Origin of the sequence: Oribacterium sp. oral taxon 078 str. F0263 (genome assembly GCF_000469565.1) — a bacterium.
GTDB lineage: Bacteria > Bacillota > Clostridia > Lachnospirales > Lachnospiraceae > Oribacterium.
Window position 1 is genome coordinate 16,279 of the sequence record NZ_KI273108.1, and the last position, 24,939, is coordinate 41,217.

At 56.6% G+C, this 24,939-nt stretch carries 21 protein-coding genes; 1 reads left to right on the forward strand and 20 read right to left on the reverse strand.

Going from position 1 to position 24,939, the window contains the following annotated elements:
* Positions 1-11 precede the first annotated feature (11 nt).
* Positions 12-803 (forward strand): hypothetical protein, encoded by a 792-nt coding sequence (locus HMPREF1986_RS05415; protein ID WP_021773779.1) that lies wholly within the window; start codon positions 12-14, stop codon positions 801-803.
* A gap of 5 nt (positions 804-808) precedes the next feature.
* On the opposite strand, the gene HMPREF1986_RS05420 is transcribed toward HMPREF1986_RS05415, so the two are convergent.
* The 20 genes from HMPREF1986_RS05420 to HMPREF1986_RS05520 all read right to left on the reverse strand — a co-directional run bounded on the left by HMPREF1986_RS05420 (position 809) and on the right by HMPREF1986_RS05520 (position 24,933).
* Complete coding sequence (locus HMPREF1986_RS05420) at positions 809-2,782, reverse strand: Ig-like domain repeat protein (RefSeq protein WP_196806106.1); 1,974 nt, start codon at positions 2,780-2,782, stop codon at positions 809-811.
* A 41-nt stretch (positions 2,783-2,823) separates the two neighbouring features.
* The gene (locus HMPREF1986_RS05425; protein ID WP_021773781.1) at positions 2,824-3,528 is read right to left on the reverse strand and encodes a hypothetical protein; all 705 of its coding nucleotides are present in this window, start codon (positions 3,526-3,528) and stop codon (positions 2,824-2,826) included.
* Positions 3,525-5,360 carry a serine/threonine protein kinase gene (locus HMPREF1986_RS05430; RefSeq protein ID WP_021773782.1) on the reverse strand — a complete coding sequence of 612 codons (1,836 nt, stop codon included), beginning with the start codon at positions 5,358-5,360 and terminating at the stop codon, positions 3,525-3,527. Before HMPREF1986_RS05430 ends, HMPREF1986_RS05425 begins: the two co-directional genes overlap by 4 nt.
* Positions 5,361-5,637: 277 nt before the next feature.
* Complete coding sequence (locus HMPREF1986_RS05435; protein WP_009215449.1) at positions 5,638-6,405, reverse strand: PP2C family protein-serine/threonine phosphatase; 768 nt, start codon at positions 6,403-6,405, stop codon at positions 5,638-5,640.
* Between the two features lie 53 nt (positions 6,406-6,458).
* Complete coding sequence (locus tag HMPREF1986_RS05440; RefSeq protein WP_021773784.1) at positions 6,459-8,021, reverse strand: DUF6382 domain-containing protein; 1,563 nt, start codon at positions 8,019-8,021, stop codon at positions 6,459-6,461.
* 87 nt (positions 8,022-8,108) lie between these two features.
* Positions 8,109-8,687 (reverse strand): TadE family protein, encoded by a 579-nt coding sequence (locus tag HMPREF1986_RS05445; protein WP_021773785.1) that lies wholly within the window; start codon positions 8,685-8,687, stop codon positions 8,109-8,111.
* A gap of 57 nt (positions 8,688-8,744) precedes the next feature.
* Positions 8,745-11,210 carry a hypothetical protein gene (locus tag HMPREF1986_RS05450; protein ID WP_155978773.1) on the reverse strand — a complete coding sequence of 822 codons (2,466 nt, stop codon included), beginning with the start codon at positions 11,208-11,210 and terminating at the stop codon, positions 8,745-8,747.
* A 77-nt stretch (positions 11,211-11,287) separates the two neighbouring features.
* The gene (locus HMPREF1986_RS05455) at positions 11,288-11,944 is read right to left on the reverse strand and encodes a hypothetical protein (RefSeq protein ID WP_155978774.1); all 657 of its coding nucleotides are present in this window, start codon (positions 11,942-11,944) and stop codon (positions 11,288-11,290) included.
* Positions 11,945-12,084: 140 nt separating this feature from the next.
* Positions 12,085-12,948 carry a leucine-rich repeat domain-containing protein gene (locus HMPREF1986_RS05460; RefSeq protein ID WP_036599452.1) on the reverse strand — a complete coding sequence of 288 codons (864 nt, stop codon included), beginning with the start codon at positions 12,946-12,948 and terminating at the stop codon, positions 12,085-12,087.
* Positions 12,949-13,025: 77 nt separating this feature from the next.
* The gene (locus HMPREF1986_RS05465; protein WP_021773789.1) at positions 13,026-14,342 is read right to left on the reverse strand and encodes a WG repeat-containing protein; all 1,317 of its coding nucleotides are present in this window, start codon (positions 14,340-14,342) and stop codon (positions 13,026-13,028) included.
* Positions 14,343-14,381: 39 nt separating this feature from the next.
* Entirely contained in the window at positions 14,382-15,089 is a 708-nt protein-coding gene (locus HMPREF1986_RS12565; RefSeq protein ID WP_009215456.1) for a prepilin peptidase, read from the reverse strand.
* Positions 15,090-15,269: 180 nt separating this feature from the next.
* Positions 15,270-15,485, reverse strand: coding sequence for a hypothetical protein (locus HMPREF1986_RS05475; RefSeq protein ID WP_021773790.1), 216 nt, complete (start codon positions 15,483-15,485; stop codon positions 15,270-15,272).
* A 30-nt stretch (positions 15,486-15,515) separates the two neighbouring features.
* Entirely contained in the window at positions 15,516-16,373 is an 858-nt protein-coding gene (locus HMPREF1986_RS05480) for a type II secretion system F family protein (RefSeq protein WP_009215458.1), read from the reverse strand.
* A gap of 4 nt (positions 16,374-16,377) precedes the next feature.
* Complete coding sequence (locus tag HMPREF1986_RS05485; protein ID WP_009215459.1) at positions 16,378-17,235, reverse strand: type II secretion system F family protein; 858 nt, start codon at positions 17,233-17,235, stop codon at positions 16,378-16,380.
* A gap of 26 nt (positions 17,236-17,261) precedes the next feature.
* Positions 17,262-18,500 (reverse strand): CpaF family protein, encoded by a 1,239-nt coding sequence (locus HMPREF1986_RS05490; protein WP_009215460.1) that lies wholly within the window; start codon positions 18,498-18,500, stop codon positions 17,262-17,264.
* A gap of 73 nt (positions 18,501-18,573) precedes the next feature.
* Positions 18,574-19,647: a hypothetical protein gene (locus HMPREF1986_RS05495; RefSeq protein WP_021773791.1), complete on the reverse strand. Its 1,074-nt coding sequence runs from the start codon at positions 19,645-19,647 to the stop codon at positions 18,574-18,576.
* Positions 19,648-19,862: 215 nt separating this feature from the next.
* Positions 19,863-20,300 carry a DUF3592 domain-containing protein gene (locus HMPREF1986_RS05500; protein ID WP_036599453.1) on the reverse strand — a complete coding sequence of 146 codons (438 nt, stop codon included), beginning with the start codon at positions 20,298-20,300 and terminating at the stop codon, positions 19,863-19,865.
* A 220-nt stretch (positions 20,301-20,520) separates the two neighbouring features.
* Positions 20,521-21,888 carry a class I SAM-dependent RNA methyltransferase gene (locus HMPREF1986_RS05510; RefSeq protein WP_036599467.1) on the reverse strand — a complete coding sequence of 456 codons (1,368 nt, stop codon included), beginning with the start codon at positions 21,886-21,888 and terminating at the stop codon, positions 20,521-20,523.
* Positions 21,889-22,174: 286 nt separating this feature from the next.
* Positions 22,175-22,489, reverse strand: coding sequence for a hypothetical protein (locus HMPREF1986_RS05515; protein WP_021773795.1), 315 nt, complete (start codon positions 22,487-22,489; stop codon positions 22,175-22,177).
* Positions 22,490-22,578: 89 nt separating this feature from the next.
* Positions 22,579-24,933, reverse strand: coding sequence for an ATP-dependent helicase (locus HMPREF1986_RS05520; protein ID WP_021773796.1), 2,355 nt, complete (start codon positions 24,931-24,933; stop codon positions 22,579-22,581).
* Positions 24,934-24,939: the final 6 nt, after the last annotated feature.

Consider the following 24,939-nt stretch of genomic DNA (forward strand, 5'->3'; position numbering starts at 1 on the left):
AAGGAGTTTTTATGTCCCGCTATGCCAAACACTATTTTAATTACGAAAATGCCTTGCCCTTTTTCCTGATCTCCTTCCTGGGGCTCCTCCTCGTTCTGGCCTTCATCCTCGCAGCGGCGCGGATTCAGTACAAAAGGGATGAGAGAGAGGAGGAGGAAGAGGAGGGGCGCGGATTCCCCCGCTCTCGCGCCCGGAGCGACCTAAAGGCTCTGGAGATTCTCGAGAGCTTCTATGAGATGGTCTTTGCGAGCTGCTCCGTCCTCCTGATCCTGGCCCTCTACTACATCATAAACGACCGGATCGGCGGACCGCTCTCCGCTCTTTGGAAGAGCTATAAGGACTGGATGCTGATCCTCTTTCTCCTGATCTCCATGCTCCTGAACCGCTTTCTGGACTGCTTCCTCGTGCCGCTTCGGCATCTTGATGTAAAGCAGGAATCCTCCATCCGGCTTGTGAGCGCCCTCTATGTCGTCCTGATCCTCCTCTACATCCGCTTCATCTACGAGGATCTGAACTATGAGAATCTGATCCTCTACTTCATGACGCTGATCATCGGACGCTTCGTCTACTTCGATGTCACCTTCGAAAACTTCCTGAACGATCTCCGGGGCATCCTCACAAACCTCCCCATCCTTCTCCTGATGAGTGCCTACTCGGGTGCGGTGATCTACTACGGCTTTCACTCCGGCTTTCTCTGGAAGTCAAACGGCGTCATCGTGAGCACTCTGATCGCGCATCTTTTCATGATCATGGCGATCTTTCTGATCGATAAAAGCAGGGTTCTCCGGCTCTTTCTGGACTGAAAATCCTATTTCCTCAGTTTTTTCCGGATTTCCTTCAGGTTTACGACCAGGAAGAGCGCAATGACGGCGAGCAAAAGCCCGATCAGCGCGTTCTGCATAAGGATCCGGTTTCGGAGAAAGCGGGCAATCGGATTTGTCGTCACGATGAAATCCGTGATGTCCACGGACGACTGGTTCCCTGCGGCATCCACCGCAAGCACCCTGAGCGTGTGCGGCGCCGTGCTGTTTCCGGAGATCAAAAAGGGAAAAACTCCCTCCTTCCCGCTCTCCGCGATCTCCTCTGCATTCCACCTCCTGGCCTCCTCCCCGTCAAAATAGACGACGAGACTTTCCAGGCGCAGGTTGTCCGATGCGACGATATCCGTCTCCAGCTTGTCCGTGGGATAGGTCCCTCCTGTCTCGAGGTTCGGAAGGAAGAGCTCCGGGGCGGTCCTGTCGATGCCGAAGCGAATCGCTGCGCCCTTCTCCTCCTGCGTATTGCCCGTCACCGCTCCGTCCTGATCCTCGGCGCGGAGATTCACGCTGTAGAGCGCGTCCTCCGAGAAATTCTCTCTCGCTATCGTATAGCTCGTTTCCACCCAGCCCCCGCTCCCCTCGGAGCTTTCCACGCTGTAGTCCTTCCCCGCCTCGAGCTTCCGGGGGACGGCATTTCGAAATATTGTCATGCTGCTCTCTCTGACCGGACCGAGACTGATCTCACGAAGCTCTATATCGGAGGGCTCTCTCGCGTATTTCCCATTCAGCGCCCTCGTCCCCTCCCCCAGGATAAAGGTCGGACCAAAGCGGTTCACGGAAAAGCGAAGCTCGGCGGAGGCTGTATTCCCCGCAAGATCCGAGGCCTCCGCAAAGAGACGATAGACATCGTCCTCGGATTTCGTATGCGGAAAATCGCGGAGGGAAAAGCGGTAGCTCCCCTCCCCCTCCGAGATATCTCCGTCCGGCTCCCCCTCCACGTGCTTCTCTCCGCTGAGCCGGATCCGGATGCTGTCCTTATCCAGGTTTCGATCCTCGCAGTGGACAGAGGGCCCCACATTGCCGGGATTTACGGACTCTGCGCTGAGCCCGTCGATCCCCAGCCCGGGCGCCGTCTTGTCGATGCAAAAGTCGAGCGGAGCCTCCGTGCCCTTCCCGTAGTCCGTCTTCAGTGCGGCATTCCCCGCGCTGTCAATGCAGTAGATCCTCAAAAGGTATTCTCCGTCCTCGGTAAAGGGGATGGCTGTCGTCCAGACGGGGTCGCTCCCATCCTCCGGGTCCTGCCTCGTCCAGCCGTTTGGAGAGGGGGGAGCGGCATCGGAGGACTCGATCTGAATCAGTGTGCTGTCCGGGGAGAAATTCCGCTCTGTGACGGCGATATAGGCCACCCTTCCCTGCTTGAAATATTTTCCGTTCTGAACCTCATTATTGTCATATTCCATGCGGAGGAGAGGAGCGGTGGCATCGATCGCGACCTGCCCCGACTGCGCCGCGGGATTCCCCGCCTTGTCCGTCGCAAGAACAGTGATGAGGATCTCATTTCCCTCGTTCAGCTCGCTCTTCAGCAGAAATTCCCCATCGATCTCATAGCGATCCGCCTCTCCGTCCGAGCTCCCCTGCCCCTCCTGAAGGGAAAAGAGCGTTCCCGACTGCGTCTGCACCCCCGCGTTGTAGACTGTGTATTCGACGGAGCGAAGGCCTGTCGCGGGATCGAGAAGACCGGCCCGCGCGTGGACAGAGACCTTGATATCCCCGTTGTAGATATTGTTGACGGGCTCTCCGTTCTCCGGGGAAAGGCTGAAGCTGATCTCAACATTAGAGGCAGGAGCAGCGGTCTCCGCCGGAGCGGGAGCCTCCGCCGGGGCAGCCGCCTCATTCGGAGCCGGGGCGCCGCCCTCCGTTCCGACCGCATAGGCCGAAAAGCTGCCCCCGGAGCGGCTTAAGAAAACGATTCCAAAAAAAAGGCAGAGCAAAGTCCTCTGCCAGTTCCCATGCCATGAACGCATATTGAAAAAAGCCTTCCTTCGAATATCCTTCATAGATTCCTTCAGCGGATCAAGTCCTTCGCAGTCTTTGATCCCATCTCCACATCCACCCGATAGCTCTCTTCCCGCTTTTCTTCCTGTTTTTCTTCCTGTTTTTCTTCCCGTTTCTCTTCCTCTTTCGGTTTCTCTTCCCGTTCCTCTTTTTCTTCCGCTCTCTCTTTCCGCTCTGTCTTTTCCTCCTCCGGGAGAGAACGGGAATCGGAGGGCTCCTCCGCTAATTCGGAAAGCAGGGCCGTCTCCCCGGAAGAAGAGCGGGAGGGATCATAGAGAAGCTCTGTCTCCGCGGAGCCGCTTCCCTCCTCTATCCCGCTTCGCCCCGCGCTCTCTCCTACGGAGAGGGGAGGAAGGGGAAAGCCGCTCCCCGTTTGTCTCCCTCCGATCTCTCCGGAGCCGATAAGGGATGCCGCCGTCTCCCGGAGCCTCGATGCCGGAGAGCGGAGCTCCCGGAGCCTCTCTGTCCAGTTCTTTTGGTTCTTCTGGTTCAGGCGGGACATATCGATCTCTCCGTTCAGAGCGCCGCTTTCTCCTCCCGTGTCCTGATTCCTCTCCCGAATCGCCTCGATCGCCCTCCTCTCCGCCCGACCGCTGAGATAGCCGATCACCAGGGGAATGCGAAAGACGATGAACAATACGACGGCCAGGAGAAAAAAGACCGCGGACAGGATAAAGCAAAGCCCTGAAAACTGATTTAAGGATTCTATATTCATGCGCCGGCCTCCGCCCCGTATGCCGTCCGTATCGCCTCCTCCGCGTCATTTTCCCGCCCCAGAAGCTCCTTTTTCAGAGCATCCGTCGTATCATTGGAGGCCTCCGTCATCCCGCCGAGCTTCCATAGAAGCGAAAGCAGCGCTTCCGCCCTCTCCTCCGAGATCCCGTCCCGCCGGAATTTATCCGCATACTGCATCAATGTCATCTCGGAAAAGTTCATGAGCTCAAAGCGGACCATCTCGCTCTCATTCTCATCGGAGGCCACGCTGTCGATCAGACTCTCCATGCTCTGGAAGAGGGGCGCATAGCTCCCATTGTCCTTTCCCTCCGCGATATTGCTCGCGATGTCCCGGTAAAAGGCCCCGATCGTGGCATAGGCCTCCGCCATCCCTCTCTTCGGATCCTCCTTCGGCGCAAGGCTCAGCACCGTCTCGAACCAGCCGGCGGCGCTCTTTGCGCGGGTCACGCGGTTCTCTCCGCCGTCCCCATAGGAGTAATAGTACCAGAAAAGCTTTCCGGTCTCGTAGCAGACCTCGATATAGCCGGGGAGATCCAGGAAGAGCTCATTCCGGTGCTTCCGGATCAGAGACTCCAGCTCCTCTGCCTCCTCCGTCGTGAAGTTCCCATCCTCCTTATAACCCTCGATCAGGGCGAGATAAGCTTCCTTGTTTCCTCCCATATCCGGGATCGCGATCGCCCTCACATAGGCGGCCTCCCTCTCCCTAAGGTCGGACATCTGCCTCGCGTCCATCAGGAGATCCTCGTAGCGGCCCGCCGCCTGTCTGTCCGCAGAATAAACAGAGAGAAAGCCCGTCGCGAAAAAGCCCGCCGCAAGGCTCGCCGCGAGGAGAAAGAGGCCCAGCTTCCAGCGCTGTCTCCTCCGAAAGCTGTCGTCAATCTCCTCGATGTGGTCCAGAGCATACATCATCTCCGCCGCCGACTGATAGCGGTCCTCCGGATTCTTCTCCGTGCACTTTAGGATGATCCTCTCAAGCCCCTGTGAAAAGGTCGGATCGATCTCCCGGATCGGCTTCATCTCATAGGGCGGCTCGGAGGGATTCTTCCCCGTGACGAGGTGGTAGAGGGTCGCCCCCAGACCATAGATATCCGTCCTGGCGTCGGTCTGACCCACATTTCCAAACTGCTCCGGTGCGGCGTAGCCGACCGTCCCGAGGCAGGTGGTGTCCTCATTTTTCGCCGCCTTGAACTCCCTCGCCGTCCCGAAGTCGATGAGAGAAAGCCTGCCGTCCGGCCTCAGCATGATATTTCCCGGCTTCATATCCCGGTAGATGATCGGAGGCTTCCGCGTGTGGAGATAGCCCAGTACATCACAAAGCTGCCTGGCCCAGGCGATCACATAGGCCTCCGGGAGGGCGCCGTACTCCTCAAGTGCCTGTCCGAGGGAGTTTCCCTCCACATAATCCATCACGATGAGGAAAACATCGCTGCTCTCGATCACATCGACAATGCTGGGGAGGTTCGGGTGATGCAGCTTCTTCAGCATATTGGTCTCCACGACCAGGCTTCTCTTCACCGCCTCAAAGTCTATGACCGCGTTCTTTCGGACCTCCTTGACCGCCCAGGTCTTGTTGGCCTTCTCATTGATCGCCATGTAGACGACGCTCATTCCGCCTCTCCCGATCACGCTCAGGATTTTATATTTTCCATCTATCACAGAGCCGATCTCGAGCATGGCTTCCTCCCAAAAATCCCCGCCCCGGAGAGCGGGCAATATTTCCGATTTAAAATCCTCGCTGCATTCACAGCAGCCAGACTCCCTCCGCTCCGCCCCCTCTATGCCAAAGCCGGGAAAGATCGGCCAAGCTCCCACCGGGGTCTCTTCTCTTTAATCTTCTCTTTGATTAAAAAGTGCTCCGGCTCACTTCGACTCTGCCCGACGTCAAGCTTTTTCGCTGAAGCTTTGGCTTGCCGAGGGCATCCGCCGATCTCCCTCCGGGAGCACTTCTCTTTAATCAGGAAGTGCTCCTGTGTACTCTGAGTCCGCCTTATGCCAAACTTTTGCTCAAAAAATTCGGCTGTCCCAGGAGCTAGACCGACTTGTCGGCCGCCAGGTCCCTGCTAAAACCGGGGCGGGATCTCCCTCTTTATTAATAGGTACGGATCGCGATCGCCGTGATATTGTCCTGTTCCATCCGCCTCATATCCAGGGCGATCAGACGATCGATATTCCGTTTGATCTCCTCCGGGCTCGCGCAGACATCTGCATTCAGATGCCTGTGAATCTCCGCATTGCTGATCTTATGGCGGAAGCCGTCGGAGCAGAGGAGGTAGACGGAATTCAGCCTCGGTCTCCCGAAGAAGAAATCCGGATAGATCTCCTCCGATGCGCCGATGCACTGCAAAAGGACGCTGCGGCGCGGATCCGTCTCCGCCTCCTCCGGCGTCAGATTTCCCATCTCGATCTCCCTCTCGATCACGGTATGATCCCTCGTGATCTGGAGGATGCGGTTCGTGATCTCGTAGGCCCTCGTGTCCCCCACATTCATGATATAGTAGCGGGACTCCGTGAGGAGGAGAGATGTCACCGTCGTGCCGAGACGGATCTGATGCTCTCTGCCGTAGCGCTGGAGCTTCTCATTATAGGAAAGCGCGATCTCCGTCCAGTCCTGCCGGATCTCCTGATCCGGAATCTCCTGCACGCAAAGAGAGGGGAGCCTCTCCTTGGTCCAGCGGCGGAAGGCCTCCGTCACGGATGCGCTGGCAAGCTCACCTCTGTCCAGCCCTCCCATCCCGTCGCAGACGATGGCAAAGGCCACCTTCCCGATCGGTGTCGAGCTGATCTCCGCGAAATAGCTGTCCTGATTCGTTTCCTTAACCATACCGGCATCCGAGGATGCCATAGCGATATAATTCATATCTCCTCTGTCCCGGCTTTCCCCCGTCCCGGACTCAGAACGGGGCGAAAGGCTCAAAGAAGCTTAAACTCGAAGTCCTCGTTCCCGAGGCGGATCCTCGAGCCGTCCTCCAGGGCGGTCTCCACATTGCTCTCCAGCATCTTCCCGTTCAGGAAGGTGTGGTTTGTGGAATTGTTGTCCACCACATAATAGCTCCCGTTTCTCCCGACGATGTTGGCGTGGCTCCGGCTGATCGCCCCGTTGTCGCTGATCAGGTAGTCCACAAAGCTCTTTTCCTTTCCGAGGCGGAAGACCGGCTTGTTGATCGGGATGCGCTCATTATTTTTCAGGCGGATCAGAAAAGGGGACTTTGGGGCGTCCGGCCGCTCTGTATGGCTGAGCACCGTCGTCTCCCCGATGCCCGCTCCCCCTCCGAGGACGGTCGTCTCTCCGAAATTGAGCGTGGAGTTCTGTCCGATCGGAGCTCCCGCCTTTGGCGGCGGGGCCGTCTCCTTCTGCGGAGCCGGATTCCTGCTCTCTGCGGCGGGGGCCGGCGCTCTTCCGGGAACCTGGAAGCCGAAGTCTGCCTTCGGAGCTCCGCCGTTTGCCTTCTGAGGGGCTGCCGCTTTGTTCTGCTCTCCGCCCCCGAGACCGGGTACGGAGAAGCCGAAGGATTTCTGCTTTTGTTTCTGCTTCTGCTTTCCCGATGCCGGCTGAGATGCCTGCTTCAAAGCGGCCTTTCGCGCCTTCAGCTGCTTTTGCTGTGCCATGTACTGCTTGGCCCGATCCCCATTGTAATGCTGCAAAAGGTAGAAGAGAGAGATTCGCTCCTCCTTCGGGATGTCTTCCGGGATATCCACACTCTCCTCTGTGCTCTCCTCGGGCTCTGCCGAGGAAGCGGGGGATGCAGAGAGCGGCGCAGCCGATGCGGGATGATAGGAGCTGTAGCTTGCGGATACACTGCCGCTCCCGCTTCCATTTCCATTCCCGATTCCGCTTCCGGCGCTCTCCGGAAAGAGAGAGGCCTCCGTTCCTCCGGAAAGCGCGCTCTCCTGCCTCCGTTCCGCCTTTTCCTGGAGCTTCTCCTCCTTCTTGATATCCTCGAGAAGGCCCTTGAAATCCATGGGGGAGAAGGCGGTATTTCCGTTCAGATAATTCAGGATTTTCGTCACATAGCTTCCATCCTCAGAGGGATCGAACTGCGCGCCGAACATGGTCTCCTTTAAAAACTGCTTCGGATCCCTGTCGGACTTTCTGTCCTCGATCGGGAGGCAGATGAGCTCGCTCTCGCCCGTCGACACATCCGTGAAGATCTCGTTCAGATCCAGGATGAGTGAGCGAGGATCCAGCATGTAATCCTCCGCCGAGATCAGGGCGTCCGCGATCCCGGAGAAGACGCCGAGGAAGCTCTTCTTCGTCACAGGCCGGCTGAAAAACTGGTCCGCCGTGATCTTCGCCGTGATATTGAAGCGGATAAATTTCCTGTCATCCAGCTGCATGAAGCTGGTGGCAGCAAGTCCTCTGATCCGGTTCCCTGTCAGCATCCCCAGGCTGATCGCGTCCAGCTTCTCCTCCGCATCGACCTCGTAGACAAGATAGCTGTTCGCTCCCTGATTCTCAATGCTAAATTCTTTCATTCCTCTACACTCCTCATCCCCTCCGGAAAGCCCGGATCCCTGTCCCTTAGCCCGCCGGGAAAACGCCGATACAGGAAAGCGTTCTCCCTATTTTTTTACTCCCCAAAGCCTGGCCTTTACGGTCTGCTCCATGGGGATTTTTGCCGTATTAAAGGGGTCGAACCAAAATGACAGCTTATACTTCACCGTGATCTTGAAGTCCTTATCCTCCTTCACCACCGAAAAGTCCATCCCGCTCAGCCCGTTCTCGACGCCGAGCCTCTTCAGCTTTTCCTGCGCATCCCCCTCCCCGGAGGAGCCGTCTGTTCCGGTGAGATAGGCGACGAAGCGCCTCTTCGCCACATTGCTCCCGGATCCATCCTCATACCAGTCATCCGGGGAGGTATAATAGCCGTTTGTCATCGCCCTTCTCCCAAGATCCATGAAAAGGTCGGTGAGACTCCCCCAGAAGTGCCCGCCCTCGTCAAAGAAGGATTCTATGGCCTCATTGGCGTAGGCATCCATCCCCATGCTGTTTGCAGACTGTACCAGAGCGTGCGTGATCTGGTTCTGCGCGGAGAAGATGAAGAACATCCCGTTCAGCGCCATGAAAAGCGCGCAGAAGATCGGAAGGATAATCGCCGCCTCCAGCGTCACGGAACCGCTCTGCCGTCCCTGATTTCTCATGATTTCCTCCTTGGATTCCTTTCCCAGGCCGCATTCTTACCCGCCTGCATGCCGCTGCTAGTAGGAAAGATCCTTTTTCTTCTTGACCGTAACGCCGCTCGTCATGCGGCTGTCCAGCTTCACCATGGGATTCAGCTTATAGCTCGCATTCGACGAGATACAGGTATATGCCTTGGTCAAGGAGAAGTCCACCTTCCCCTTGTAGTTCTCCTTCGCCTCCAGCTGGATCAGATTCTGAAGACGTTTCAGATAGATCTGCTCCGGGGCACAGATCAAGAGCAAGAGAAGCCCGTGCTCGGTGTAGTCCATCTCCAGGATGCCGTCCTTTGTGGCAAGTCCTCCGGCCTCCATCCAGGGCTTCGAGCCCTTTCCCTTCTTCCCGGCATCACCGAAGGTCTTCTTGATATCTCCCTTCATATCATCTGTGAGACTGGACACATCCACAAGATCCTTGACCAGAGCCGGAAGCCCCTCAAAGGACATATAGGCCGTCTTCTTAAAGAGATACTCTTTTCCTCCGTTTGCGAGGATCACGACATCGAAGAAGGGCTCCATAATCATGAAAATGATGGTCAGCGCGATACGGACCGGCCCCAGGGCGGAGACCATCTCCAGGATATCCGATTTCGAAACCGCGACGATATCCGCGACAAAGCGGAACATATAGTAGTCGAAGAAGGCCGCCGCCTGACTGACATACTCGGAGTTCGCCCCGGTGAGCATGTACTCAAGCTCCGCTCCCTTGAACATCGGATCCGAGCCCGACTCATCGTGCATGCCGGAGAAGTCCAGCAGAGATCCTCCGGAGTTGATCACCGCCGTAAGCTTATCCGCTGAGCCTCCGGCCAGGTTGAAAATCTCGGAGTAGCCGTAGCCGGTCAAAGTCTTTCCATCCTTATAGACCGCGCGGTTTGGAAGATCATAGGCCGCATAGCCGTACATGAGAAGGTGGTGGTAGAACTTCGGGAGATCCAGAATGAGCGTGGCCAGGTTGACAAAGCGAGTTTCGATCCAGTAGAGCACCGAGACAAAGAACTTTACGACATTTCCGATAAAGGTCACGAAGCCCGTGATCGCCTTCAGGACGTTGAGCCCCATGACGCCGTCCGCAAAGTCTTTCGCCGAGCTGATCATCCCGGTCAGTCCCTCTACCGTAGCGATCGCGCTGGTATCGTTGACATCCTGGTGCACGAGAAGGGATGCGTTGATCTTGGAATCCAGAGAGATATCGTAGAGCACCGAGGTCTGCAAAAGCCGGTTTCCAAGATCCGCGATATTCAGGATATCCTGGACTCCTTCTGAGTCGGCAGTCGCCAATTCGCCAAGGTCCTTTTCCAGCATCGTCAGGGTCAACCCGATGCCTGTCGGAAAGCTTACAGGCACCACCTCACCATATTTACTCCACACGGTTGAGGCATCCCAGTCCTCCCCCACCTCGGATGCTCTAAAGGAATTCAGCGTATCCATCTGCGTCCGCAAGGACGCCTGCTCCTGGTTCGACAGAGCCTGGTAATCATCCTTCACATTCGTGGAGTAAAAGTTTACAACGAGATCATCTATGTCCTGAAGCCATTTACAGGAATCCTCCGCAATGGAGCCCGCAGCCTTCGAATCATCGCTCCCCTTACTCTTTCTCTTCTCCATATCCTCATGCAGCTTTTTGAGATCCTTTTGCAGGTCTCCACGTGCTCCCATGATATTGGCCATATCGTCGGTGAGCTTTTTCAGGCTGTCTTTGAAGCCGGAGGCCGCGCTGCTGTAGTCCCTTGCGGCAGACTCCGCGGCATCCTCCTTCGACTTCAGATCCGTTCCGTCGTCGTCTCCGCCTTCCTCGCCCTTGTCCTTTTTCGCCTCCGCAAGATCCACGACAGCCGTCTCAAAGTTCCTGTACTTCTCGTCATAGGTCTTGAACTTCTCTGTAAAGTCCACGCCATCCCTTACGGTGTCGATCACCGCCTGAACCAGCTTTTCCGCGTCCTTTGCCGCGTCCTCCGCGGTCTTTGCCGTATCGATATTCTGCTTCAGCGGCTCCAGCCACTCCGCCTTCTCCAGATTCTGGACCAGCTCCTTGAGATTGACTCCCTCCACGATGGTATTCACGGGAACGGAGAGCTCACTGTAGTCATAGAGCTGCTGGGAGAGGATCTCGGGATCGTAGAGCGCCTGCGTCCCCGAGGCATCGGAGGAGGACAGCGTCAGCCCCTGCCCCATGGACTTCAGATTCTCCGAGAGGTATCCCTTATTGGTGGAAGCGATATCCGTCTTCTGATCTACGGAGAGAAGACCGAAGCGCTCCTCCAGATAACGGTCGTAGTTTCCGAGCGTGGAGAAGACCGAGCTTCCCATCAGCTCCCGCATGATCTCATTTGCGCTCTGGTACCTCGCATACTCCACAAAGACAAAGGTGCACATGAGAAGCGGTGAGACCGTAAAGGCGAGAAAGAGGGAGAGCATCCCCTTCCCGCCGTTGACATAACGGCGTAGAAATCCGCGCAGAGCTTTGAAAGTTTTTCTGATATTCACGCTGTACCTCTCTTCCTTCCCCCGGGGAACTGATATCTCCATCGGGAACCATGCAGGGCCCGGCTCCCCCTTCCGCCCTAGTGTCCCGTCAGGCTTCTCCCGATCTTAAACGTGCTGCTGACCAGCTCTATGAGAGAATTGGCCGCTCCCACGATAGTGGACAGCCCCTGCGCTTTTTTCAGCGCATATTTTGTGAATTTGATCGTATTGATATAATAGGATGCATCAAAGTCCGAGGTCACCGCCTGCGCGCTCAGAAGCTCCGTCTCCTTCTGCCCCGCCGCCCGGAGCAGCTTCCCGAAGAGGAAGGTATAGCCCTTGCTCACCGTGACGACGTAGTGACAGCGCCCGATATCATCGCCCTTTCGCTCCACCTTCACAGAAAGCCCGCCGTTATCCTTCGCAAGCGTCGCCTTCGTCAGGCGGTCATCGAAGAAGCGGGTCGCCTTCGCGACTCCCGCATTGTGCCTGTCGGACAGCTTCCCCGGCAGGAGATAACGGTAGAGGCCGATCTTTGTGATGTCCTCCTTCGAGATACTTTCCGGATCCGGAAGCTCTCCGAATTTATAGGTCTCCGCCACAATTTCCGCGGCCTCATTCGCCGCGACCTTGACCATGACCTTCTGATAGAGAAAAATGCTGAAGCTGAGGAAAAACATCAGGATAAAGATACAAAACGTTATCCCGATCGACCATTCCAGTATGACGGTTCCCCGCTCGTCCTCCCGTCTCATGAGATCCCCCCTCCCGATGCTTCTTCCGGCCGCTGATTCCGGCATGGAATTCATTTATCGAATCAAAGCAAAAGGCAATTCCGCGCGCTTTTGTCTCGCGGCCTTCCCCGCATTATGGCCGCGGAAAGCCCTCCCGCCTGCTACTTCCCGTCGTAATATTCTTTCTTGTCGAAGACTCCCTCCAGCATGCCGCTGTCGTAGTTTTGATCGAACCAGGAGCCCTCTACGACATAGGCTGTCGTCGTGTCCAGCAGCGCAGCGAAGGAGGAGTGCTCGATGGACTCCAGCGTGACCTTCTCCGGAACATAGACGGATGTCACACCGCTCCCCGCAAAGGCATAGCCCCCGATCTTCTTGATATCCTGCGGCAGTCTCACCGTGCTAAGAGCCGTATTGTCCAAAAAGCAGTTCTTCCCGATCTCCGTCACCGTATCCGGAAGCGTGATATCCTTGAGCGCCTTGCAGTTCTGAAAGGCATTGTTACCGATCTTCTGCACACCCTCCCCCGCGAACTTGACCGTCTTCAGCGCGCCGTCATAGGCGAAGGCAAAATTTCCGATCTCCGTCACGGATGCGGGGACCTCGATCTCCTCCAGCGATTCACAGTGCTGGAAATCCGCATCCCCGATCTTTGTCAGCTTCGCGGGGAGCTGCACCTTCTTCACAGAGGACTGCGTGAACGCGCCGTCCAGCGGGATGTCCTCGTCGCTCTCAAAGCGGACCTCCTCTACGGAATTCTCCCGGAGAAGGAAGATATGGTCTGTGAAGCCCTTGCACTTTGCCGGGATCGTGAGCGTCTTCTGCTTCGCGCCCTCCTCGCTTAGGCTTGAGATCTTGTCCCCGTTCCACTCAAAATACGAGTCGCTGCTCTTCGCCGCCTGCTCGGATTTCGCGCCTTCCTTTCCTCCGCCATCGTCCTGCTTCTTCCCTCCGCAGGCGCCAAGTCCCAGTGCAAGGAGCAGCAAAGCCGCGATCAAAAAGGTCCTCTTTTCTCTTCTCTTCAATGGATTTTCCTCCCCGCCAAAGCGTATGCGTTCTGTTCTCTTACAACACTTCTCTTTTTTTATCTTTATCTCTATCTCTACTCCGTCACCTTCCGCCGGATGAACTGCCAGAGCTTCTGTCCGGTCTCCACCATGCATAAGCCGGAAGGGGAGAAATAGTCCGCGCTCAAAAACTGATAACGAATCACAAGCTTATTGTCCATATCGATGAAGCCCCACTTCCCATCACTCGCGACCGCCGCGATCTGATTGGAAAAGCTCTTCGCACTTTCGTACTCCGGAGCGATGAGCACATTCCCCTTTGTGTCCGCAAAGCCCCACTTGTCGTCCTGCATAAAGGCAAAGACGCCGTCCGATGTGATCACATCCACATCATCCGCCGAGAAATCGCCGATCATTTTCTCCTTCTGATTGTAGAGATGATACTTTCCGTCCTGCTTCGCCAGCATGACGCCCTTTTTGATCCAGCTCCCATCCAGGTTTAAGCGGATCTCCTCATAGCTCCCCTCGGAAACGGTCTTTCCCGTGGTATCGATCAATCTCCAGCCCTCGCTGTCCGATACCGCCGCTTTGCCGTCTGTGAAGCTCCCGGCATTTTCATAGTCCCCGAAAGCCTTATCGCCCATGACTCCGTAGTAGGAGACACGCTCGTCAACCCTCGCGGGGAAGAGCTTTTCGCTGTAGACGCCGACCTCTGTGGGTGCGTCCCCCTCCAGGATCCCCTGTGTGACATGCTTTCCGTCCGAGATTCGGAGCGCATTGTCCTCCCCGATCAGACGGATTCCGGACTCTCCCACCGGCCCCGCGAAGCTGAGCTTCTTAAAATCTGTCTCATCCCCGTTGTCGGAGAGGTAGGTCCAGCCCTCCTCATCATAGACCTCGTAGAAGCCGTTCACCGCGCTTCGAAAATTCCGATAGCTCCGCCAGTCCGTATCGAAGATATAGCGAATCTCCAGGAGAAGCTGTTCGAAATCCTCCCCGGAGGCCCCTCTTTCCTTCGCCTTTTTCAGGTAGTAGCAGGCCGAGCTGTAATCCTCCTTCACGACGAGCAGCTTCGCAAGCTGCATGGCGAAATCCGCATTCCCGCTGTATGCGGTCGCGGCCTCTCTCGCGGCATCCAGATAGGTCGAATAGGTCCTCTGATTTTCCTCATAGGCCGCCTTGCAGGCGTTCAGGAGACCGGTGTAGACCTCCTCCGACGGCTTCAGCTTCGCCGCGCTTTTATACTCCTCCCCGGCCTTTTGGTAAAGGCCGCGCTTCATATAATCCGCCGCTGTCCCGAGGTAGTTTTCGTATGCCGCTCTCGTCTTGTTCCGCTCCGCCACCGTCCTGTTCCAGCCGATCACGATGAGGAGCAGGAGGCCTATGGTGACTGTAATTTTATTCAGCTTCAAATCGCTACCTCTCTACATGGTATACGGTCCTGCCGCGTCCTAGATCATGGAAAAGAGTATGGAAAGGCCAAAGGCAATCAGGATAAACGGCCCCAGCGGGAGCGCATCCTTCAGTCCCTTCTTCTTCATGATGAGCGCGGGGATCGAAAACAAGGCGCAGAGGACAAAGGAAAACAAAAGCGTAATGCAGAATGCCGCGAGTCCGCACAGAAAGCCCAGTGCGCTGAAAAGCTTGACATCCCCCATTCCGATCCCCCCCCCGGAAAGCTTCGCCATGATCAAAAGAAAAATAAGCGCGATCAAAAGCGCGGAAAAGCTGTTTATAAGAAGGGCGAGTGGTTCGGCCTTCAGAAAAATCAGCTCGCAGATACCGATGAGAAGCTTGCCGACGAGCATCACGACCGGACACGGATTCGGTATGATCTGAAGCCGGGCATCCGTCACCGCGGAGACCGTGAGCACCATAAAAGCAAGCAGGATCTTGGCAAATGCCGCGGGATCGACGGCCACCGCCCGGGTGAAGCAGCCGCAGAAAAAGGAAAACACGGCGATCCCGATGAGAGCCGCGGCTTCCAGGATCCGCCCGTAATCGCGCCCGCCTCTGATCCTCGGAAGATCGGGAGCCGTCTCCTCCCTCCCCGCCCTTCGGGCAAGCATCGGAATATAATATTTCTGTGTCAGGAATATCGCAAGCAGCGTAAGCGCCGCCCATCCCAGACCGCAAATCAGGTTCCCGTATGATATCATTTCCCCTGTTCTCTCTTCCGTCTCGCTTTCCTGCAGAGCGGCCCGGAGTACGGTACTCTATCGAGGGCAATACCCGCTAAAGTTCATCATGGCAGCGTTTTGTATCGCCCTCTCCTGAGCGCCCGCCCCTCCGGACCGGCTCCGTCTAGCTGTTGGTCCCTGCAATCAACGGGTTTCCCTTTACAGGCCGTTGACGAACTGGGCGACCTTATTCTGCACTGTGTCGAGAATATTCTGGCCCATGGCTTTGAAAAGCCCGCCGAGGAAAACGGCGATAGCGATGATAATCAGCATCGAGATGAAGTTGGTATCTCCGCGCTCCTCGGAAAGGAATGCATCGAGACCATGCTCCGCCCGGATCTTTCCGGCCAGCAGCAAATCATTTAACCTGTCCATTCTTTCTCCTCCTTCCTTCTCTTTCTATATTTAGAACAGTGAGCCCGCAAAGGCCGCTGCCATGATTATAATGATGATGCCGATAAAAACCAGCATGATGGGAGCGAGAAGCTTCGCCGAGGCCTTCTCCCCAAGCTGCAGGGTCTTCTGCCTCTTGCTGCTCCAAAGCTCCGAGGACTCCTTCGCGAGAAAGAGCGGAAGCTCCGAGCCCCCCTTCTCCATACTCTGCAAAAGGGCGCTGGTGAACTTGATGATCTCCGGCGAATCCGTGGCTCTGCCGAAAAGAAGGATCGCGTCCGCGTCGGAGTAGCCGTTCTGCATGTTCTCCCCCGCCTCCCGCATGAGCTTATAGATCGCGCCCTCCGAGCTCTCCCCGATCATCCTCCAGGCATCCCGGAGCACCATCCCGGAGTTGACCAGGATCGCCATGGTGGAGACGACCTCCGGGAGCTCCAGCTCGCAGTCCGCCGTCCGCTTCGAGAGTTCATTATGCATATTCTCGACGGCGTAGACGCCCGCGAGAAGCGCGATGAACATCCCGATCAGGAAGGTCGTGCCGCTGTTCTGCCAGGCCGCATAGATGCAGGTGACAGCGCTGATGAGATGCACCAGCGTGATCCCCATCGCCCACTGCAGATTCGCGTAGTAGTCCGCATACTGGGGGCCGTAGATCAGCGCCGCCTGCTTCTTCAGGCGGTCTCCCATGGCGCCCCTCAGCGAAAAGGGCGGCCCGTGGCTCCAGGCAAAACCGACCACATAGAGCTCCTTCAGGGGATATTTTTTCTCGTCGACCCCCTCCACCAGCGCCTCATAGCCCTGCCCCCGGAAGAGCTGAGCGATGAAGAGCAGGGAGAGGATACTCCCGATGATCAAAAGTCCTGTCTGCATACTCTCATCCCTTGATATCCATGATCTTCTGCCCCAGCAAAAACGCCAGAACGAATATGCCGAGCGCGAAGGTCGTCGCTATGACGCCGAGCGGCGTGGAGAAGCTCTTCGCGAAGTTTCCCCCCATGGCCCGGAGCATCAGGATCAGAAAAACCGGGATGACCATCATCGCATTGAACTGCAGCTTGTTGGAGGAGATCGCCGTCGCGATTTCTCCGCTGATCTCGATCTTCTCCCCGATGATGTCCGCGGTGCGGCGGACAATGTCCCGGATATTCCCCCCGGCGCGATAGCTCACATTGAAGACCGTCGCGAAATTCCGGATGTCCCTGTTGTCGCTCCTCTCCCCGAGGGAGCGGATCATATCCTCTATGGGGATATTGTTCCGCATCCCGGAGATCATCTCCTCCGTCTCCTTGACGATCCAGGAGTCCCTCGTGTACTCCAACACCAGATCCTTATAGACGCTCTGCAAAGAGTCATTCATGTTCATGCCGCTGGACAGCGCCACCGCGAGGGCCTCCAGGAAGCCTCGAAACTGTATCGAGAGCTCCGTGATCCGCTTCTTCTGGAGCATCTTGCTGCGGATCGACTGGGCGAAGATCCCGGCGATGGAGCCTACGACAAGGAAGATCACGACATTCCCCGTCGCGGTCGCGCCCGTGGGCCTCCCCGAGGAATCCAGAAACTGATTCCCGTAGAAGACCAGGCTCACTCCTCCGCCGAGTAAAAGCGCGGCGAGAAAGGTTCTGAGCCTCTCGGAAAAGGACATGCAGTAGACCTTATAGTTCAGGAGCGGAGTGCCGAGAGGCGAGATGATGTACTTCGGCTCCTTCTTCTTTTTTTGCTTTTTCCCGAACAAGTCTTCCTCCTTTAAAGGGCACTTCCTCAGATCGTCTCCCGTATCCCGGCGAGCCGGAGCTTGAAATCGTTCTGCATCCGGTTCTCCGTTCTCTTGAGAACCCCTCTGACCTTCGCCACTGTGCTTTCCGGCGACTCCTCAAAGACATAGAGGGGATTTAAGATGATCTCGTCATTCTCATATCCCAGGACCTCCGTGATCTCCATCGTCTTTCGGGAGCGGTCCCGGAGCCTCGAGAGATGCACGATGATGTCCACGGCCGATGCGATCTGCTGCCGGATCGCCTCCAGCGGGACGTTTGCCGCCCCCTGCAGCACCATCGTCTCCAGACGGCTCAGCATATCCCTCGTGGAGTTTGCGTGGCCCGTGGAGAGCGAGCCGTCGTGCCCCGTGTTCATCGCCTGCAGCATGTCCAGTGCCTCGCCTCCTCGGACCTCTCCGACGACGATGCGGTCCGGCCGCATACGGAGAGAGGACTTGATGAGGTCCGTCATGGAGATCTCGCCGGCTCCGGTGGAGTTCGCATTTCTCGTCTCCAGCCGGACGAGGTTGTCGACATTCTCGATCTGCAGCTCCGCGGTGTCCTCGATGGTAATGACTCTCTCGTCATGGGGGATGAAGTTCGACAGGGCGTTCAGGAAGGTCGTTTTCCCCGAGCCCGTGCCCCCGCAGACAAAGATATTATAGCGGGCCTTCACCAGGAGCCTGAGCTTCCCCGCGATCTCCTCCGTGAGAGAGCCGAAGCGGATCAGCTTCTCCATGGTCATCGGCTCCTTCGAGAACTTTCGGATCGTGATCGTCGGGCCGCAGAGCGCGACCGGCGGGAGAACCACATTGACACGGGAGCCGTCCGGAAGCGTCGTATCGCAGATCGGATTCGCCTGATTTACCTCTCGCCCCGCGAGACCGACGATCCTCTGGATGATGTCCTCCAGCCTCTTCTGGCTCTCAAAGCTCCGATCCAGCTTGAAGAGCTTTCCGCTCTGCTCGATAAAGATATTGTCTGTGCCGTTGATCATCACCTCGGTGATGCTGTCGTCATTCAGGATCGAATTCAGGAGACCGAAGCCCCGGATCGAGCCGTAGACCTGCTGGACGATGGAGAGCTTCTGCTCCACGGAGCAGTACTGCCCCCCTGTCCGCTCGTTGACCGCCTCCTTGATCTTATCCTCCAGGATATCGTCATCGATCTGGCTCAGGATAAAGCTGCCGGAAATATGCTTCTTGATCTCCTCTACCAGCCCCTGCTCCTGCTCATGTGTCATCTATTCTCCCCCGTCTTCGCTCCCGCTTCTTCAGTCTCTCTCGCCGTCTCGGAAATCCGAGCATCGTCTCCGATCAGAAATCCCCCCGCAGGATCTCATCGAAGATCTCCTTCTCCGCGACCTGACTGAGAATCTGCTGCACCGTGGCGTGTTCATAGCGGGGGATCCCTCCGAGGTTTCGGATATCCACCTCGCCGAGCGGCCGCCCCGTCTTATTGCTGAACCTGTTGTAGATGTAGGACATCCTCTTCAGAAGAGGCACCTCCACATTCTCCTCCTTGATCCTTAGGGCCTGCAGCATGCTGATCGTCTTCTGATTTCCGATCTCAGAGCCATCCACCGTGATGACGATCTCATGCATGCCCCGGTAGATGTCGATATGATCCTTGTCGATATTGAAATCGCTGTCGACGATAATGTAATCATAGGAGCCGCTCAGGCGAAGCTCCCTCAGAAGGCGGAGATTCTCCTCCGCGGAGAGCTCCATCATATCCAGTGCGACTTTGGGCCTTTCGAAGAAATAAACCCCTCTCGCATCCTGCCGCACGCAGCTCTCCAGCTTCAGGGAAAAGTTCGCCTTCTGCTCCTTCAGCGCGAATACGACATCGCTCATGTCGAACTGCCCGTCCGCGGAAAAGAAAAGGTCGGAGGAGCCGAATCTCTCCAGGTTCAGATAGAGAACCTTCTTCCCGTTCATCGCGTAGTGAAGAGCACAGGACGCCGCCATCGTGGAAGCCCCCGCTCCCCCCGCGGCGGAGCCGAAGCCGATCACTCTGCACTGATCGTCCTCCATCCTGAGGCCGGTGATGCCCTGAATCTTCTCCGCGTAGATGCTGAGAATCTGCTTATAGATCAGATCCGCCTTCCGGTACTTGCATATCGCCGGCTGATCCCGGAAGCTCTCGATCTCCGCCGAGGCCACAAAATATGCGAAGCTGCAGTTGGACGGGAGAAGGATCGTATTGATCTCAAAGGACGCATCCGCAACCAGGACGTCGATTTTGGACTCCCGGACCGTCTCGATGCAAAGCTCCGGATCCGTAAACGCATAGATCTCAAATTTCTCGGAGTACCTCGTGCCAAAGGCAGTGACGATCCTCTCCAGATAATCCCTGTCGCTATCCAGAAGTGCCAGTCTGATCTTCATAGCAGCATACCTTTCTCATACCCTTCTCACGGAAGCTCACTGGAGGCCTCTTAAAACCGGGGAGCTTCTCAATCCAACTTAAAAGCTTCTTAAGATTTGTGTCTTTTCTGTGTCCTACCCTTCATGATACTTTTCCGATCCCGCTGCTGTCAAATTACAATTCCCTAATTTTTTGTTACAATTCAGGGGCAATCCATCTTTCGATCGGCTGCCCCTCAGGAATCCCTCCGCGGGCGGGGAGCCAGGATCGTCCGGCACAGCCAGCCGATGAAGACCAGAACGGCGAAGAGCATGATGAACCTAAAGACATCGATCTTTTCGTTCATCGCACGGCAGTTCGTGGGATTGTCCGGATTGTAGGCGATCGTAATCATCTCCCCCTCCTTGATGAGGGGAGTCGTATCATAGGTAAGCAGTCCCTCCACCTTCTCCCCATTGACGGTGTACTCAAGATAAAGCTCGTACTTGTATTCTATGTCCGATCCCTCGACCCGCCTCTGATAATTCCGGACCTTGACGACACGCGCCTCCGTCCTCGGATAGGAGTAATACGGCAGCGTCTCCCAAAGAGCGAGGAGCAGAGCGGAGGCCCCCACGAGAATAAAAATCACCACAATGATGATCCCGATCATTTTCGCCGCAAAATTCTTCATCGTCACCCTCTTTCTGATCCCGGGAAAAGCTGCGCCTCCTCCGGCGCCCGCCTTTCTCCCTCTTCGTTTCTTCGGAAACAGTGTAGCACATTTCCGCCCCTTCGAAATTTACGAGACTTTTACGATTCCCGCCGACATGACGGCCTTTCCATAGAGGCGGATGAGAGCGCCGGCGGGAGACGGCGTCTCCCGTGCCGGCCTTAACGCAGCAGCCATACTGTCAAAGCAGCGGCATGTCTTTCGATAAAAGAGTGACCAGCTCACAGTTATTGGTCTGGGGGAACATATCAACGGGGCAGCAGCTTTGAAGCCGGTAGCCCGCCTCCTGCAGGGGGAGCAGGTCCCTCGCAAAGCTCTTTGGCTTACAGGCCACATAGATGAGGGCCGGAGAGGCATAGGCAATGATCTTCCGAAGCGCCTTCGGATGGATGCCGTCCCGCGGCGGGTCCAGGATGATGAGATCGGGACGCGGGGCCGGATAGCGGCTTCCATCCTCCCGGATGAGCTCTCCCCCCTCCGAAATCACCTTGAGAACATCTCCGGCGAGAAAGGCGCAGTTTGTGATGCCGTTGTCCCTCGCGTTCTCTCTCGCCGCTCTCACGGCCTCCGGCACAAGCTCTATGCCGATCGAAAGACTCGCTGCCGGACTCATAAGCTGGGTGATGGTCCCTGTCCCGGAATAAAGATCATAGATCACGGGCTTCCGCTCCTCCCCTCCCGCAGGAAGGGAGAGAGCGGCATAGTCCCGTATCTTCGAATAGAGCCTCTCCGCTCCGAGGGAATTCGTCTGGAAAAAGGAAAAGGGACTGATTCGAAAGCGAAGCCCCAGGAGCTCCTCACAGATGAAATCCTCCCCCCAGAGAATTTCCGTCCCCTCATCGATGACCGCATCGGAGAGAGCGTCATTTCTCGTGTGCAAAATGCCGCGGATCCTCCCCCTGAGCTTCCCCTCCTCCTCCGCCCGGAGAAGAAGCGCGCTCCAGTCAAGGAGCATCTCCCTCTCGGTCGTATCGGAGGCGCCGTTCCCACCCTCCTTCACGGCCCTTCTCTCAGGGCTTCCCACAGCTCCCTCCCTTATGGAAGGAACGGTTCCCGGGGAGGGCGCGGGCTCCGCCCCTTTTGGAAAACCTTTTGGAAAATCAGAGGAGCTCACGAGGTCTACGAGGATTTCCCCGGTCTTTATTGTCCGACGGATCAGAAGATGGCGAAGATAGCCCCTGTGACTCTTCTTATGATAATAATCGATGGAAAGCGAGGCAAAGTACTCTCTTGTCAGGCGAAGCAGCACGCCGAAATCGGGATCCGGCAGGCGGCAGTCATCCGTATTGAGAATATTAAAAAAGCTTCTCTTCTGATGGAGTCCGAGGCAAAGAGGTCCTCCCTTTTCCTGATCCCCAAAGGAAAATTCCATCTTATTTCGATAGGCGCTCTCTTTGGGCGAAGGGAGGATATTCTCAAAGCGATACTCCCCGAGCGCGGCGGAACGAAGGAGCTCCCGGATCTCCCTCTCCTTTATGGCAAGCTGCTCCTCGTAAGGCGTCCCCTGGTAGAAGCAGCCTCCGCATCTCCCTTCATTTTCACACCACATGTTTTCCCTCCCGGCATGGCATCCTTCCCGATCCTTCCCCATCCGAAAACAGAGCATTCATCCCCGGCACCTTGCGATTTCCTCTTCCCCGCGCCCGCAGAGGATGCTGTCCGAAAGCTTTCCAGCGAAAAAAGCCTGTCCTTCATTCCCGGGGCGATGCCGCTCCCGGATAAATGTACGACAAGCTTATATTCATGGCGGCGCCAAAAACTGCGGCGCAGAGACCTCCTCAAAAGACAGAGGAAGGAAGCTCCGGAGGAAAGCCCCGCTGCATCCTCTTTTTTCCTCAGTTCTCCTCTACGACGTCCTCGTCGGCGTCCTCCGCGTCCTCCTCGGAATCTCCCTCGTAGTCCTCATAATCCTCCAGATAGTCCGGAGCGACAAAGCGATAGACCGCATAGGCGATCGCCGCCACTGCCGCCACGATCCCAAGGACAGCCAGCACCGTAGTAATCGTCTTCTTCATCTTATCCTCTTCCCTCTTTCTCTCTAAAAGATCCGTCAGCTTTATGCTGTTAATGAGCCCCTCCGCCCGGGATCTCGCATCCTGCGCAAAGTCCGCTGCATTGCTCTTCCAGCTGTCCATATCAAATCCATTCATAAATTCTCCTCTCCGGCGGCCCCGCGCTCTCCTTCACGCACCGCCACCCCCGTACATCATACCATCCGAAAACAGGCTTTGCCACATCTTTAATGGATTTTTTTCAGCTTTGCGAAGGCCGCGAGCATCTTCTTCTGCCCCGCCTTGTCGAAAAGGACCGTGACCGTATAGTCTCTCTTTCCGTCCTCGATCGCCTTCACGATGCCGTCTCCGAATTTTACATGGGAGACTCGGTCCCCGACGCGGTAATCCAGCTTCTCCGCCTTTTGGATCTCGCTCCCCCTCTTCATAAGGGGCGGGATGCCCGGTCCGGAGGGAAGGCTGCCGCTCGCCTTTTTCAAAGCTTTTTGCAAGGCACTCCCGCCTCTTTCCTCCCCCCTTCTCCCCCAGACCGTCCCCATAAAGGGGGTAGCGGAGAGATCGACGCTCCCCGAACGGATTTCCGAATCCCCCTCCCAGCGGCTCTCCGGATCAGAACGATAGAGCAGCTCCTTTTTCACAAGGAGATCCGGCATTTCCCGGATAAAGCGGCTCGGCAGCAGCCTTTGGAACTCCCCGTTTATCATCCGGGAGCGGGCGGAGCTCATGACAAGCTCCTCCTCCGCTCTCGTGATCCCGACATAGCATAGTCTCCGCTCCTCTTCCAGCTCCTCCGGCTCATTGATAGAGAGAAAGCCCGGAAACAGCCCGTCGCTCATGCCGACGAGATAGACCTTCGGAAATTCCAGACCCTTGGCCCCGTGAAGCGTCATAAGCGTCAGACTGTCCTGCTCTTTATCGCTCCGGTCGAGATCCGAGATGAGGGAGACCTCCTCCAAAAAGGCAGAAAGCTTTACTTCCTCCGCCTCCTCCTGGAAGCTCACGGCCTTCGAGATGATCTCCTCAATATTCTCAAGCCTCGTCTGCGCCTCGACCTCCCCCTCGGCGCGGAGCTCAGCCGCATAGCCGCTGTCATCCCGGATGGATTCGATCAGAAGGCGAAGGCTGTAGCTCCCCTCTCTGCCCGGGGAAGCCGCTTCGTCCAGAAGTCCCGCCTCCTTAAGGGCTCTTCTCCAGCCCTGAAGCATCTCCCGAAAGCCCCGGAGCGCCTTCAGTGCCTTCCCGCTGATCCCGATCTCTTCCGCCTGCGCGGAGGCCTCGGAGAGACTCAGGCCCTCTTTCTCGGCACAGCGGCGGAGCTTCTCCAGACTCGCCGCGCCGATCCCCCTCCGGGGCACGTTGATAATCCGCTCAAAGGCGACATCATCCTCCTCGTTTGCGATGAGCTTCATATAGGCCAGGATGTCCTTGATCTCCCGGCGCTGATAGAAGTTTACTCCGCCCACGATCTGATAGGGAATGTTCCTTCGGATGCACTGCTCCTCGAAAAGCCTCGACTGCGCATTTGTCCGGTAGAGCACCGCCTGATCCCGGTAAGCTCTCCCGCAGCTCTCCACTTCCCTTAGCACGGCGAGGGCCTCCTCCGATGCGCTCTCATATTCCGTGAAGCTGACCTCCTTTCCCTCCTTCTTCTCCGTCCAAAGTTTCTTTTCCTTTCTCCCCTTGTTGTGAGAGATGACGGCATTCGCCGTGTCCAGGATCGGCTTCGTGGAGCGGTAATTCTGCTCAAGCTTCACCACCCTGGCGTCCGGCCAGGTCTTTTCAAAGGACAGGATATTCTCAAGATTCGCGCCCCGGAAGCGATAGATGCTCTGGTCGTCATCCCCCACCACACAGATGTTTCGATTCCGCTCCGCGAGGAGATGGACGAGCTCGAACTGAATATCATTGGTATCCTGGTATTCATCCACCAGGATATAGCGGAATCTCTCCTGATAAAAGGAGAGGATCTCGGGATCCTTTCGGAAGAGCTCCACCGTTTTCAGAAGAAGATCATCAAAGTCAAGCGCATTATTCCGGCGAAGACGCTTCTCATAGGCCGTATAGCAGTCCGCGATCCGTTTCCCGCGAAGGTCGGATCCCTGCTCCTTCTGAAAATCCTCCGCGGAGATTCCCGCATTTTTCGCGGCGGAGATCGCGGAGAGCACCGCCCTCTCCCGAAAGCTCTTCGGATCGATCTGAAGCTCCTTGAAGAGCTGACGCATCACCGTGCGCTGGTCCTCCGCGTCATAGATGGAAAAGTCCGGTCCATAGCCGATGGCCTCGATCCGCCTCCGCAGGATTCTGACACACATACTGTGAAAGGTTGAGACCCAGACCGCCGCGCCTCCTGCACAGAGCAGCTCATCGACCCGCTTTCGCATCTCCTCCGCCGCCTTATTCGTAAATGTGATCGCGAGGATGTGCCAGGGCGCCACGCCGCAATTCTCGATAAGATATGCGATCCGGTATGTGAGTACCCTGGTCTTTCCGGACCCGGCCCCCGCCAGGACCAAAAGCGGCCCCTCCGTCTGCTTTACCGCCGACAGCTGCTCTTTATTCAAGATCTTTTCCAGATCCTTCATGCTTTC